General features: G+C 42.7%; 14 protein-coding genes. All 14 read right to left on the bottom strand.

Annotated elements, in window-relative coordinates:
- Positions 1–155: 155 nt before the first annotated feature.
- The 14 genes from ileS to BEP19_RS08160 all read right to left on the bottom strand — a co-directional run bounded on the left by ileS (position 156) and on the right by BEP19_RS08160 (position 13394).
- Complete coding sequence (gene ileS, locus BEP19_RS08225; protein ID WP_120189378.1) at positions 156–2927, bottom strand: isoleucine--tRNA ligase; 2772 nt, start codon at positions 2925–2927, stop codon at positions 156–158.
- 156 nt (positions 2928–3083) lie between these two features.
- Positions 3084–3590 (bottom strand): DivIVA domain-containing protein, encoded by a 507-nt coding sequence (locus BEP19_RS08220; RefSeq protein ID WP_120189377.1) that lies wholly within the window; start codon positions 3588–3590, stop codon positions 3084–3086.
- A 66-nt stretch (positions 3591–3656) separates the two neighbouring features.
- The gene (locus BEP19_RS08215; protein WP_120189376.1) at positions 3657–4436 is read right to left on the bottom strand and encodes a YlmH family RNA-binding protein; all 780 of its coding nucleotides are present in this window, start codon (positions 4434–4436) and stop codon (positions 3657–3659) included.
- Positions 4437–4448: 12 nt separating this feature from the next.
- Positions 4449–4715 carry a YggT family protein gene (locus BEP19_RS08210; protein ID WP_120189375.1) on the bottom strand — a complete coding sequence of 89 codons (267 nt, stop codon included), beginning with the start codon at positions 4713–4715 and terminating at the stop codon, positions 4449–4451.
- 75 nt (positions 4716–4790) lie between these two features.
- Complete coding sequence (locus tag BEP19_RS08205) at positions 4791–5234, bottom strand: cell division protein SepF (protein ID WP_120189374.1); 444 nt, start codon at positions 5232–5234, stop codon at positions 4791–4793.
- Between the two features lie 16 nt (positions 5235–5250).
- Positions 5251–5937, bottom strand: coding sequence for a YggS family pyridoxal phosphate-dependent enzyme (locus BEP19_RS08200; protein ID WP_120189373.1), 687 nt, complete (start codon positions 5935–5937; stop codon positions 5251–5253).
- 24 nt (positions 5938–5961) lie between these two features.
- Positions 5962–6777 carry a peptidoglycan editing factor PgeF gene (gene pgeF / locus BEP19_RS08195; protein WP_120189372.1) on the bottom strand — a complete coding sequence of 272 codons (816 nt, stop codon included), beginning with the start codon at positions 6775–6777 and terminating at the stop codon, positions 5962–5964.
- Between the two features lie 139 nt (positions 6778–6916).
- Positions 6917–7201: a YlmC/YmxH family sporulation protein gene (locus BEP19_RS08190; protein ID WP_120189371.1), complete on the bottom strand. Its 285-nt coding sequence runs from the start codon at positions 7199–7201 to the stop codon at positions 6917–6919.
- Between the two features lie 137 nt (positions 7202–7338).
- Positions 7339–8115: an RNA polymerase sporulation sigma factor SigG gene (gene sigG, locus BEP19_RS08185; protein WP_120189370.1), complete on the bottom strand. Its 777-nt coding sequence runs from the start codon at positions 8113–8115 to the stop codon at positions 7339–7341.
- A gap of 145 nt (positions 8116–8260) precedes the next feature.
- On the bottom strand, positions 8261–8983 hold the full coding sequence (gene sigE / locus BEP19_RS08180; RefSeq protein ID WP_120189369.1) for an RNA polymerase sporulation sigma factor SigE: 723 nt from the start codon (positions 8981–8983) through the stop codon (positions 8261–8263).
- Between the two features lie 16 nt (positions 8984–8999).
- Complete coding sequence (spoIIGA, locus tag BEP19_RS08175) at positions 9000–9962, bottom strand: sigma-E processing peptidase SpoIIGA (protein WP_245983494.1); 963 nt, start codon at positions 9960–9962, stop codon at positions 9000–9002.
- A gap of 266 nt (positions 9963–10228) precedes the next feature.
- A complete protein-coding gene (gene ftsZ, locus BEP19_RS08170) occupies positions 10229–11389 on the bottom strand; it encodes a cell division protein FtsZ (protein WP_120189367.1) in 1161 nt (386 codons plus the stop codon).
- A gap of 61 nt (positions 11390–11450) precedes the next feature.
- Positions 11451–12719 carry a cell division protein FtsA gene (gene ftsA, locus BEP19_RS08165; RefSeq protein ID WP_120189366.1) on the bottom strand — a complete coding sequence of 423 codons (1269 nt, stop codon included), beginning with the start codon at positions 12717–12719 and terminating at the stop codon, positions 11451–11453.
- 318 nt (positions 12720–13037) lie between these two features.
- Positions 13038–13394, bottom strand: coding sequence for a small basic family protein (locus BEP19_RS08160; RefSeq protein WP_120189365.1), 357 nt, complete (start codon positions 13392–13394; stop codon positions 13038–13040).
- Positions 13395–13396 lie beyond the last annotated feature (2 nt).

Genomic DNA, 13396 nt, shown 5'->3' with positions numbered 1-13396 from the left:
AAACAATGATTTGTCGCTTTCTCCACCTTCCAATTATAGGTATATTCAACTAGAAAGTCTGTCATTTCATGCCACCTTTTCTCCACTACTTTTGTCGATGGCTATGCGCCCATAAAAAAAAGCTGACTTTTAAACAAAAAGTCAGCTTCATTTTATTATTCATTTACATGGCTGTAGTACTTTTCAACAACAGACGCGCAACGCGGGCAAATGGAAGGATGTTTTTCATCTTCGCCAACCGCTGGTGTCACAATCCAACAACGGTCACATTTTGTCCCTGCTGCTTGACCGACTTTAACCGCTACTTTCTCTAAATGTGTAGCGTCTTGTGGGGCTTGTTCCTCATGAATATTCACTTTGGATACAATGAAGAACTCATCTAAACGGCCGAATTGACGCAATAGCGGCGCCGCTTCTTCTGTCGGATACAAATCAACCGAAGCTCCGAGCGAGTGACCGATTACTTTTTGACTACGAGCTTCCTCAAGCGCCTTCAGCACTTCATCACGCAATTCTAACATCAGATCCCATTTTTGTTCTAATTCATCATTGAGCAAAGCAGGGTTTGATTGCGGCATATCTGTTAACTGAACACTAATCTCCTTAGCTCCTGGAACGTATTTCCACACCTCATCGGCTGTGTGCGGCGTAATCGGAGCGACCAACTTAACAAGCGCGACCAATACCTCATACATTACAGTTTGCCCCGCTAAGCGAGCGAGCGAATCTGCCCCTTCCGTATATAACCGATCCTTTGATACATCTAAGTAGAACGAGCTCAGATCAATCGCGCAGAAATTATGGATCGTTTGGAAAACAGAGTGGAAATGATATTGATCATATGCTTTAAGAGCAGTGTCTGTGACATGTTGCAACTTAATCAATACATACTGATCTAATTCAGTCATGTCTTTAAAGTCGACACGATCTGTCGCAGGATCAAATCCTTCAAGATTACCAAGTAAAAAACGGAATGTGTTACGAATTTTACGATACGCTTCCGCAATTTGAGACATGATTTTATCGGAGATGCGCACATCCGCTGTATAATCCACAGACGCAACCCACAATCTCAAAATATCCGCGCCCATCTTTTCCATGACTTCCGCGGGAATAACAACGTTTCCGAGTGACTTAGACATTTTTCGACCATTTCCATCTAAAGCAAAACCGTGGCTAAGCACACCCTTATACGGAGCTTTTCCATAAACGGCTACGGAAGTCGACAGCGAGGAGTTAAACCAACCGCGATATTGGTCCGAACCTTCCAGATAGAGATCAGCTGGCCAGCTTAACTCTTCTCGTTCCTTGAGCACAGCTTGGTGACTAGACCCAGAGTCAAACCAAACGTCCATAATATCCGTTTCCTTGCGGAATTCCTTCCCTTCGCATGAAGGACAAGTTAGACCCGCCGGAGTCAATTCAGAAATGTCCTTCGTAAACCAAGCTTGTGAACCTTCCTTGCGGAACAAAGCGGCAACGTGGTCAATCGTTTCGTCATTAATAATTTCTTCATTACAATGAACGCAATAAAAAATTGGAATCGGCACGCCCCACACGCGTTGACGAGAAATACACCAATCACCGCGGTCAGCAACCATATTGTGCAGACGCTGCTCTCCCCAACTCGGAACCCACTTCACATCTTTGATCGCTTGTAACAATTGGTCACGGAAACCATCGATTGAAGCAAACCATTGCTCCGTCGCCCGATAAATAACAGGTTTTTTACTTCTCCAGTCGTGTGGATATTGGTGCGTAATAAATCCAAGATGCAATAATGCATTGGCCTCTTTCAACTTATCAGTGACCGCTTTATTGCCATCATCATAAAACATACCTTCAAAGCCTGGCGCTTCTTTTGTAAATTTCCCCTGACCATCGACTGGACATAAAACAGATAAACCATACTTTTGTCCAAGTTCAAAGTCTTCTTCCCCGTGACCTGGCGCTGTGTGAACACACCCTGTCCCCGCATCTAACGTAACATGTTCTCCCAGCAAAATTGGGGATGGGCGATCATAAAACGGATGGCGACAAACTACGCCTTCTAATTCCGCGCCTGTTAGTGTTTGAAGCGTATTTACCTCTCCCCATCCAACCTCACTCGACACGGATTCAACGAGACCAGTGGCTAGTAGATACTTTTCACCTTGCGCCTCAATAACGGAATACTCTAATTCAGGGTGAATCGCAATCGCTAAGTTTGCGGGAATCGTCCATGGCGTCGTCGTCCAAATCACAACATGAACATCTTCCGCAAGCTTTCCCTTCCCTTCTACTACAGGGAATTTCACATAAATAGAGGGGGAGCGTTTGTCTTGGTATTCAATTTCAGCTTCCGCTAGCGCTGTTTCTGATGAAGGCGACCAATAAACAGCCTTTAACCCTTTATATATATATCCTTTTTTGGCCATTTCCCCAAATACTTTAATCTGTTGCGCCTCATATTCTGGTTTTAATGTAATATATGGATTCTCCCAATCTCCGCGGACGCCAAGTCTTTTAAATTGTTCGCGTTGTCGATCGATGAAAGAATGGGCGTATTTGGCGCATTGCTCTCTAAATTCGGCAATTCCAACTTGATGGCGGTCGATTTTCTCATTATTGATAACCGCATGCTCAATCGGTAAACCGTGCGTGTCCCAACCAGGCACATAAGGCGCGTCAAAACCGCTCATCGATTTATAGCGGACGATTATATCTTTCAACACTTTATTCAAGGCATGTCCGATATGAATATCGCCGTTCGCGTATGGAGGACCATCATGCAAAATAAATTTAGGTCGTCCTGCCGTTCTTTCTTGCACTTTTTTATAAATGTTGATTTCATCCCACCAACGCTGCATGTCTGGCTCTCTTTTAGGAAGATTGCCCCGCATTGGAAAGTCTGTCTTTGGTAAATTCAACGTTTTACCATAGTCCATAACCGAATCACTCCTACTATTATCAATTACACCTCTAGAAACGTTCCGAAAAACGATAAAAGCCTTCTGCATTCCTGCCGAATGAGAAGGCTCCTGCTCGTCTACAGGAGAATTTTATTCAAAAAATTATACCATTTAAAATAAGCTCAAATCAAGCTATCGCGTTTCAATTTGCTCTTTCTCGTTTTTCAAATCTTCTTCCAACTTTTCAAATTGATCCCAGTTTCCACTATCTAGCATTTCCATTTGCGCTTCTAACAGACTACGAAAGCGAATCCGATAGACGGCAGCCGTTTTCTTCAGTTCCTCAATCTCCATCGCGATATTTTTAGACTTGATCAACGATTCATTAATGATCCGATCCGCATTTTTCTCGGCTTCTTTAATAATTAGTTGCGCCTCTTTTCTCGCGTTGGCCTTGACCTCTTCGCCTGTTTCCTGCGCAACTAGGATCGATTTGCTTAACGTTTCCTCAATATTTGTAAAGTGGGTCAGGCGCTCAGAAAGAACGGCGACCTTCTCTTCCATCTCACGTTTATCTTTAAGCAGCAATTCCATATCTTTAATAATCTGATCTAAAAACTCATTTACTTCATCTTCATCATACCCGCGGAACGCTTTACTAAACTCTTTATTATGAATATCAAGCGGGGTTAATGCCATGAGGGAACACCTCCACCATTGTTTATTAATACAACTACGCCTTGCTTCGGCGTTCTGCTATGATCGTTACAGCAACGCGCCTATCTCTAAACGCGTATTCCCTTTCCTTGTGTTCCCTTCATTCTTCTGAATTTTAAATCGTCCAAAACCACGAAGTGAAACAATATCTCCCTCTTGAACAATGAAAGAGGGGGAATCGACGACCATCCAATTCACTCTCAACGATCCGCCCCGAATTGGACTTAAGATTTTCGATCGAGAAAGTCGGAACACCTCACCAGCTACGACATCCACTCTCGAGGATGAAACCGTAATATTCATCGTTTTCCACTCATTGACGACAGGAATTAATTGCGAAAACTCAATCGATTCAAGCAGAACCGACACACGATTCGCTTGGGTAAACTGCAGTCTCAAGTAATCCGCTATTTCTTCAGCTACAACGATTTGCGCCTGATCGGGATGTATATGAATGTCACCAAATTTATCTCTCTTTAATCCAGCCGCCATTAAGGCGCCGAGAATATCCCTATGTGTTAATTTTTGAAAGGATGCTTGCGACGATGCTGTCAGTTGAAATGCGGCGAGTCCTGATTCATCTTCCTTAGGCTCATAGTAATGTTGATGCAGCAACACACGACATCTTTCCGCCCCATTAAATCCACCGAAAGGTGTCAATTTAACCTCGTCAAACCTAGCCAACAATGTTTGCAAAATGTAAACTTGTCTGGGGTCTAAAAAATCGGTTAATTTTGTTTCATGTCGCTCCTCTACGAACGCTAGCCAATCAAGGGCCTGCTCAATAAAAGGATGTTCTTCCTTTCTAAAGTGCTCAAACAAGTTCATACTTTCATATCCTTAGAAGAAATAATATAATAAAAAGATCAAACCTTTTTCGGCAAAAAACAATGTGAATAAGGCTACAATCGCTGAAATATCCATAACCCCAACGGGGCGGATCAACTGCCGAAAAGGACTTAAAAAAGGCTCTGCCATTTTACCGAGAAAGTAACCAAGAGCAGAGTCTCTTAACCGCGGAAACCAAGATGAAAGAATATAGCCAAAAATAATAAACGTATAGACTTGGACGATGGTTCTTATAACTGTTTCAATCGTTGGCGACAAATCGATTCATCCCCTCACCGCATGACGGCTCTAACATTGGGGCCGAAATGCTTTTAATTGAGTATATTCGCTCGGCTACCTCATATATGTATCTTCATCAGCTAGCCAGTCTGTGATCTCGCCTTGCACAGACACATTATCCGGGGCGCACATAAAGATATTCGATCCTACTTTTTGTATATCACCGTTGATCGCATAAATCGTTCCACTTAAAAAATCAATAATTCTTTTTGCTTGCTCACTGCTTACTCGTTGCAAATTAATAATGACAGGTCGACGGGAACGGAGATGATCCGCAATATCCTGCACTTCTTCGTACGCCTTTGGCTCTACTAATACCATCTTCACTTGTTCCTTGGCGTGTTGCAGGCTAACTACGTTGTTTTTGTGCTTCTTTTGATGAACGTTCTGTTCCTCGTCCATTTCATTTCGTTGTTGTCGTTGGTCCTCATATTCCTCCTCATAGACCTCATCACTCGACAACCCCAAATATCCCATAATCCTTGCCATTACCCCCATTACGTCCGCCTCCTTCTTAGTCTTTGCCAACTAATGAAGAGCCCAGCCGAATAAATGTCGCTCCCTCTTCAATTGCCACTTCAAAATCATTCGACATCCCCATCGATAAATGTTCAATTTGAACGTTTGGAAGCCCCAACTGATTGCATTCATCTCTCAATTGTCGCAGCTTCCTGAAAATGGGACGCGTTTGTTCGCTGTCAAGTTCATAAGGCGCCATGGTCATCAGACCACATATCTTTATATACTTCATCTTACTTGTTTTTTTGACAAATTCCAACACTTGATTTGGCTCTAGGCCTGATTTTGTTTCTTCTCCTGAGATATTTACTTGCACAAAACAATTCGTTACGACATTATTCTGCCTGCCGCGCCTTTCAATTTCTTTAGCAAGCGATTCTCGATCAAGGGAATGGATATACGAAAATTTACCGACTACATCTTTTACTTTGTTCGTCTGCAAATTACCAATAAAGTGCCAAGTTGCTTGTCCACCTTGCAACGCCTCCCACTTGGGAAGGGCGTCCTGAACTCTGCTTTCCCCGATATGTTGAATCCCTTCTTGTAAAACGGCTTTTGCCCGATCCATCCCCACATATTTCGTAACTGCTACGAGATTAATTTCATTAGGATCACGATTTGCTCGTTTACAAGCCGCTTCAATTCGCTGTTTCACTTGATCTACCGACTCTTTCATATTCATCTAGCTTCATACATCCTTTCTGAATTAGTTAAATCCGATAAAAGCGGTCATTCGTCCCGTCCTTCCCGCCTCTTTGCGATAAGAATAAAATAAATCATTACGACAACTCGAGCACAAACGACTCATCAAAATGGAGTGGATACCCGCTCGCTCCAATAACACCCGATTTGCTTCCTTTAAATCAAGCTGAATCTTTCCGTTCTCCTTCATTTTAGTGTACGTAGGTTCAGTCTCTTTTGGCAATTGAACTCCAATCGCCTCAACAACCTTTCCGTCCACTTCATAACAACAGCCCCCAATCGACGGTCCGATCGCCACCCGAATCTCCTTCGGTTCAATCTGAAACGACTGAGCAAAATGTTCAACCATTCGCGCCCCAATATTTCCCGCTGTTCCTTTCCAGCCCGCATGGGCAATGCCTACGACTCGTTGCGAAGGGGCGATAAAGAACAAAGGAACACAGTCCGCGTAAAAGGAGGCAAGCAACACATCCGAATCTCCCGTAATTAACCCGTCGGCGCTGGGAATCGCGTCTGCAAGCGCTTTGTTCCCTTTGCCGCGCTGAGTGCTCGTTACAACGACCACATCATTTCCGTGAACTTGTTCGGCGCAAGTCCATTGCTCGATTGAAAACTGGAGCTTTTGGGTCAACAACTCGCGATTTGCGATCACAGCTTGATCGCGATCACCAACGTGCATGGCGCAGTTCATGGAATCAAATGGAGCTGCGCTCAATCCTCCTAAACGAGTTGTAAAACCGCAAACAAGTCCTGGAACAGCGCGCTCCCATTCTGAAATGCGGAGCGTTAAACGATCTCGATCCCATTCAAAAGGTTCCAAGTTGCTTCCCTCCCACGAATCAAATTATTACTCATATTTTAACACAAAACCCTTTTATCTGCCGTGGCGTCGTTGAACCGCTCCAACTTATCCAAAAAGAAAACGCACTTCCGGGATATATGTTCGCTCCCTTCGTACGTTAATAAGGTCGGTATTCATCTGCTTGCCCCATTTCTGGCTCTTTAAAAAGGACATCTTCTAAACGAACTAAAACAACGTCTTTTCCTATTTTAACGATGTTTCTCCAGGGAATGACGAAATCATTGCCGCCCCCGAAAAGTCCCAAAAACTTCCCCTGACCAGGCACGACGATCGCATCGATCTGTCCTAACTTTAAATTGATCTCTAAATCTGTTATTTGACCTAACCGCCGTCCATCAAGCACGTTGACAACATCTTTTGTTTGAAATTCCGAGATCCTCATTCTTTTTGCCACCCTTAACGCATCAAATTTCTCTCTTTCCCCATTTATATGTCAACTTTAGCTGAAAATGTGCATCGCCCAATGGTTTATTCAAAAATAAAAAGCATCCGTTAGCAGATGCTTTTCAAAGAACTATTCTATTGTACGTGTTTTTGCATTTGTGAAATGGCCGCCTTCTCCAGTCGGGAAACTTGAGCCTGAGATATCCCAATTTCTTCGGCCACTTCCATCTGTGTCTTACCTTCAAAGAAACGCATCGATAAGATCATTTTCTCGCGATCATTTAACCGTCGCATCGCCTCTTTGAGCGCGATTTCTTCAACCCATTGAATATCTTTGTGCCGCTCATCACTAATTTGATCCATGACATAAATCGGATCGCCGCCATCTTGGTAAATCGGTTCAAATAGGGAGACGGGATCTTGGATCGCGTCAAGCGCAAACACAATGTCTTCTTTCGGCAAATTGAGCGCCTCTGAAATTTCAAAAATCGTTGGTTCCCGCGAGTTTTTATTTGTTAGAGAATCGCGTATCTGTAGGGCTTTGTAAGCAATGTCCCGTAAAGAGCGGGAGACTCGAATTGGATTGTTGTCCCTTAGATAACGTCTGATTTCCCCAATGATCATCGGAACCGCATATGTGGAGAATTTAACATTCTGTCCAAGGTCAAAATTGTCGATGGCTTTCATTAACCCGATACAACCGACTTGGAATAAATCGTCAACGTATTCTCCACGATTGTTAAAACGCTGAATGACGCTGAGAACGAGACGCAAATTACCGTTCACTAACTTTTCCCTGGCCGAATAACCACCGCTTTGCAACTCTACAAAAAGTTCTCGCATCTCCTTATTGGTCAGTACAGGTAGCTTTGACGTATCTACGCCACATATTTCAACTTTGTTTCTTGTCACCTTTTTTCCCTCCTAGGAGCAGCGTTAAAAGTAAGTATCTCCTCGAAGGGAAAATTTATGCATAAAGTAAATTCCAGGAAATATCCCGAAATTGGCGCAAAGAACCCAAGTTTTGCTTAAACAACAAAACTTAGGTTCCATTGCCTTAAACCATCTTATTAAATTCTTTTCTTAGCCTTTTGATAATTCTTTTTTCCAGTCTAGAAATATAGGATTGGGAAATTCCCAACATATCCGCCACATCTTTTTGCGTTCTTTCTTGCTTGCCATTAAGACCAAAACGTAGTTCCATAATCACCTTTTCTCTATCTGACAACTTTTCCAACGCTTTGTACAGCAATTTTCGATCGACTTGTTCCTCAAGATCGCGGGTAATTGTGTCGTTCTCTGTTCCTAATACATCAGAAAGTAACAGTTCATTTCCATCCCAATCAATATTTAACGGTTCATCGAAGGATACTTCTGATTTAACTTTATTGTTCCTTCTTAAAAACATTAAGATTTCATTCTCAATACAGCGCGAAGCATAAGTCGCTAGTTTAATTTTTTTCTCAACATCGAATGTATTGACTGCTTTGATAAGTCCAATGGTTCCAATACTAACAAGGTCTTCAATATTGATGCCTGTATTTTCAAACTTGCGTGAAATGTAAACGACTAATCTTAAATTTCTTTCGATTAACATCGCCTTAACAGCCGAATCGCCTTTTGGTAATTTACCGAGTAAAATTTCTTCTTCTTCCCTTGTTAGAGGCGGGGGCAACGCCTCACTGCCACCGATATAATAAATTTCTTCCGCTTTTAAACCTACTATCATTAATAATCGATACCAGAACAGTTGAGTCATCAATTTCCATTTTGTCATCATATTGTCCTCCTTCAATTCATATTGACATCGCTTCCTGCGGTAATGAATTTTGATTGTGCTTACCATGCTCATCCGTAACCAAAGCGGGATGAATAATCGCCTGATAGCTACCGTCAGAAGAAAGCGATGTCGGATTCAATCCAATCAGAACGCGGCTCGTTTCATAGTAACCTTCCGTTGTTTCAATCCGAATTGAATCGGGACGAATCGCAAGTAACAAATCCATTCCTCTGGAAACACTTCGAAATGGAATCATCCGAATCCTTTGTAACCAAACATCTTCCAACTGCATAAATGAAGAGGAAGAACTTAAATCCTCCCGTTGCTTGATCGATTCAAATAATGGGCTTGGAAGATGATCCTGAAAACATATCAGGTCAATAATCGTAACGGGAATTCTTGTAATCGGCTCATACAATTGATTACCCGTATCGATAAGCCCTTTACAACGTATCGCTGCGCCGTCAATCATCACCTCCACATCGCCATAATAAACGGCTTTCCGATTGCTCTCTCTCATCTGCTTAATGCCCCTGCCTGATAACCACCAAACGAGTGGAAAACAAAGCGCAATAAATCCCCATGTAATCGGTGTCCCTACACCGCTTGATTGTGTAACCACAATGCCCGAAATTACTTCACTTTCTGATTGTAGAAAAAAATGAATAGCTAATAACCCACCGCCTAAAACAAAAGCGACTAAATAAAAGACCAACCATCTTTGAAAGAAAACATAAAGTCGGTGGAATCCAAACACCGTTAGAATCATACACATAGAGAGTAGTAATTTTGATAGAAACGTGTAGAATCCTGACATTACCGGGAAGAATAGAACCATCGTGTAACTTGCTCCTAAACAGGCGCCTAACACGAGACGATAAACTTTCGGCTTCAACTTTAAGATATAAGCGGTACTCCAGAGAAGCAGCCAATCAATAAGAAAGTTATAGATTAAAATGATATCTAAATAGACGGTCACTTCATTCAAAAGCCCCCCTCACCGTTGAGATAATCCACGTTTGTAACATGAATTTGTCCTTTGCTCCCACTTCACTTACCAGATACTTACAGTTGTTTGTTCTAAGTATATAATATTGAAATTCCAAAGTCTGTCTAACCGCGCCGATAATGTACTACTAATTTCGTCGAATTTCCGGAATCAAACAGATAACAGCGTTCATGCGCCTCAGCATAAAAAAGAGCGTAAGGGAATGACTCCCTTACGCTCTTTTAAAGTAATAATTATTATTTTTTGGGATTTTGATTGCGGTTACGTCGGTTTCGCAAGAATGTTGGAACATCTAAACTGTTATTGTTAAAGTTTTGGAATGGACGCACTTCAACACGTTCTTCTTCCTCTTTAGCGCTAGCTACCTGATTCCTAGCTGTGTTCATAAACGATGACTGTTGTTGTTGTGGTGGACGCTTGTCCATTTGTCCAGGTTGACTAGACGCTTCTTCGAAACCCGTAGCGATGACGGTAACAATAATTTCGTCTTTTAAGCTCTCATTAATGACAGCTCCGAAAATCATATTTACTTCTTGATCGGATGCGGAAGCAACAATATCCGCAGCTTCATTTACTTCATAAAGGCTTAGATTATTGCCACCCGTAATATTCAAGAGAACCCCGCGAGCTCCATCGATTGAAGTTTCTAATAAAGGACTCATGATCGCCTTCTTAGCTGCTTCCGTTGCTCGATTTTCCCCCGTCGCTACGCCGATTCCCATTAATGCGGAGCCTCGCTCAGTCATAATTGTTTTTACGTCAGCAAAGTCTAAATTAATCAATCCAGGAACAGCGATCAGATCTGAAATCCCCTGCACCCCTTGACGCAACACATTATCCGCTTCACGGAAAGCTTCTAGCATCGGGGTATTTTTATCGACGATTTCAAGCAGTCGATCGTTTGGAATCACAATCAATGTATCTACTTTTTCTTTTAACGCGTTGACACCGTTATTCGCCTGTTGCGCCCTCTTTCTTCCTTCAAAAGAGAATGGCTTTGTTACCACACCAACCGTAAGCGAACCCATTTGTCTCGCAATATCTGCAATGACAGGGGCTGCTCCTGTTCCGGTCCCACCACCCATACCTGCAGTTACAAATACGAGGTCAGCTCCGCGTAACGCATTTTCAATTTGCTCGCGGCTCTCTTCGGCTGCTTTTCTTCCTACTTCAGGATTAGCTCCCGCTCCTAATCCTCTTGTCAATTTCTCACCGATCTTTAACTTCTGATCAGCGCGCGATAGATGTAATGCTTGGGCGTCTGTATTTACAGCAATAAACTCTACACCTTGCACACCCATTTCGATCATTCTGTTGACCGCATTACTTCCACCGCCACCAACGCCAATAACTTTTATCTGGGCAAGCGATTCAATATCTAGATCAAATTCCAACATTCTTGCTAGTCCTCCTCACATGTCTCGAAGCTTCTTCCATAAACAATTGAAGTGAGCTCAATTAAATAAATTCACTAAACCAATTTTTCACCCTATCGATCATACCCTCGCTCTTATTCCTAGACTTTGTTTGGCTTTTAACGGCAGGTTTGCTAGAAACAAGAACGGCTTCCTTCTCAATTACCATCGGTTCACGGGGCGCTGTATGTCTAGACGCGTACTTGATCAAGCCGACACCTGTCGTGAAAGCAGGATCTCGCACACCGATATAATCAGGCATCGCAACACGCGCGGGGGCTTGAAGTTCTTCTCTTGCTAACTCTACGACACCCGGCATCGCCGCGACTCCGCCTGTTAGTACATAGCCAGCGGGAATTTCTCCATGGTAACCAAGATCGATCACCTCAGCTTGAATCATTTCAAAAATTTCCGCTACCCTCGGCTCAATAACATGCGCAAGATCGATTTGGCTGCATTCTAAATCAGAATTACTCCCGATTCTTTTTACTTTGAAGGACTCAGATGGAGAAGCTTGTTCGATCATGCCACAGCCGTACTTCATCTGCAAACGCCTTGCCTCTTCGGTAGACGTCCGTAAGGCATAAGCAATATCACTCGTTATGTAGTCTCCGCCGATTGGAATCGAACGAATCCCAGCGAGTGTTCCTTGTTCAAATATGGAAACAGTTGTAGAACCCGCGCCCATATCAATCAGCACAACGCCTAAATTCTTCTCATCCTTTGAAAGGGCGATGTCGCTTGCCGCCAATGATTGCAGATAAAACCCCGCAATCTTGAGCCCTGCCCTTTCTACACAACGATACAGATTATGAATAATCGTCTTCGAACCTGTGATGATCGTCCCTTCCATCTCTAAGCGAATGCCGATCATTCCGCGCGGATCGCTAACGCCTGACAATCCGTCAATAATATACTCAATTGGGACAACATCAATAATCTCTTTCTCAGGCGGTATCGAAATAACTTTTGCGGCCTCTGTCACACGATAGATATCTTCTTCCCCGATTTCTTTATTTTCGCTTGACACAGCGACGACTCCTTGGCTCATCACAAGTTCAATATGGTTTCCCGATATTCCAACAAAAACATCCTGAATGGTTACATCCACCATTCTCTCCGCTTGATCCACCGCCTCGCGAATAGCGAGAACCGTCTGGTCGATGTCTACGATGGCTCCTTTATTAATTCCTTGGGACTCAGCAGTGCCTACTCCTATAATATTAATGGATCCATTATGGACTTCCCCAATGATGACTCTCACTTTGGATGTACCGATGTCTAAGCTAACAAGTAGATCATGGTTGTTCAACCCTTGGCACCTCCCCTACACAAACTCCAACTCTCAATCTATAAATACCCAAATCCATTTAATTAAGACATCCTTAAATGTTTAGAATATCCATGTTTATTAGCTTTACCGAATAAATAATTGCTCCTTATTCGTTTCCTATTAATAGATAATTCAACAAAGCTAGTTAATTCCCTTTTTTTTTCTGTGTTTTTCCTTAAAAAACAATGCGGCAATTTCTTACAAATTTGTTAATACTAAGTGGCATTTAGACATTCAAGTTGCAAATAACGTCATAATTCAACGAATCATTCGCTTCTTTTATATAGATCTTCCGGTTTACTCATTGAAAGAATTGTCTTTGAACCAACGCCCCATCATGATTCGGCGAATGACAGCAATATTATTAAATAGTCTGACACCGAAAGCAAAAATGGCCGCTAAATAGAGATCTACACCCATATATACGCCTAGGAACGCAAGAGCCGCGGCTAAAAGCGTATTAAAGAAAAACCCGGACATGAATACTTTAATATCGAAGATGTTCTCTAGATAAGAGCGGATCCCGCCGAATACCGTATCCAGCGCGGCTAAAACAGCGATTGATAAATAGCTGCGATATTCAACCGGAACTGTAAATTCAGATGACAAACCCAAAACGACGCCAATGATCAATCCAATAATAGGCAGCCACATAG

Origin of the sequence: Ammoniphilus oxalaticus (assembly GCF_003609605.1) — a bacterium.
GTDB classification, from domain to species: Bacteria; Bacillota; Bacilli; order Aneurinibacillales; family RAOX-1; genus Ammoniphilus; species Ammoniphilus oxalaticus.
Note: the sequence above shows the minus strand (reverse complement) of the source record. Positions and strands in the feature narration are given on the sequence as shown.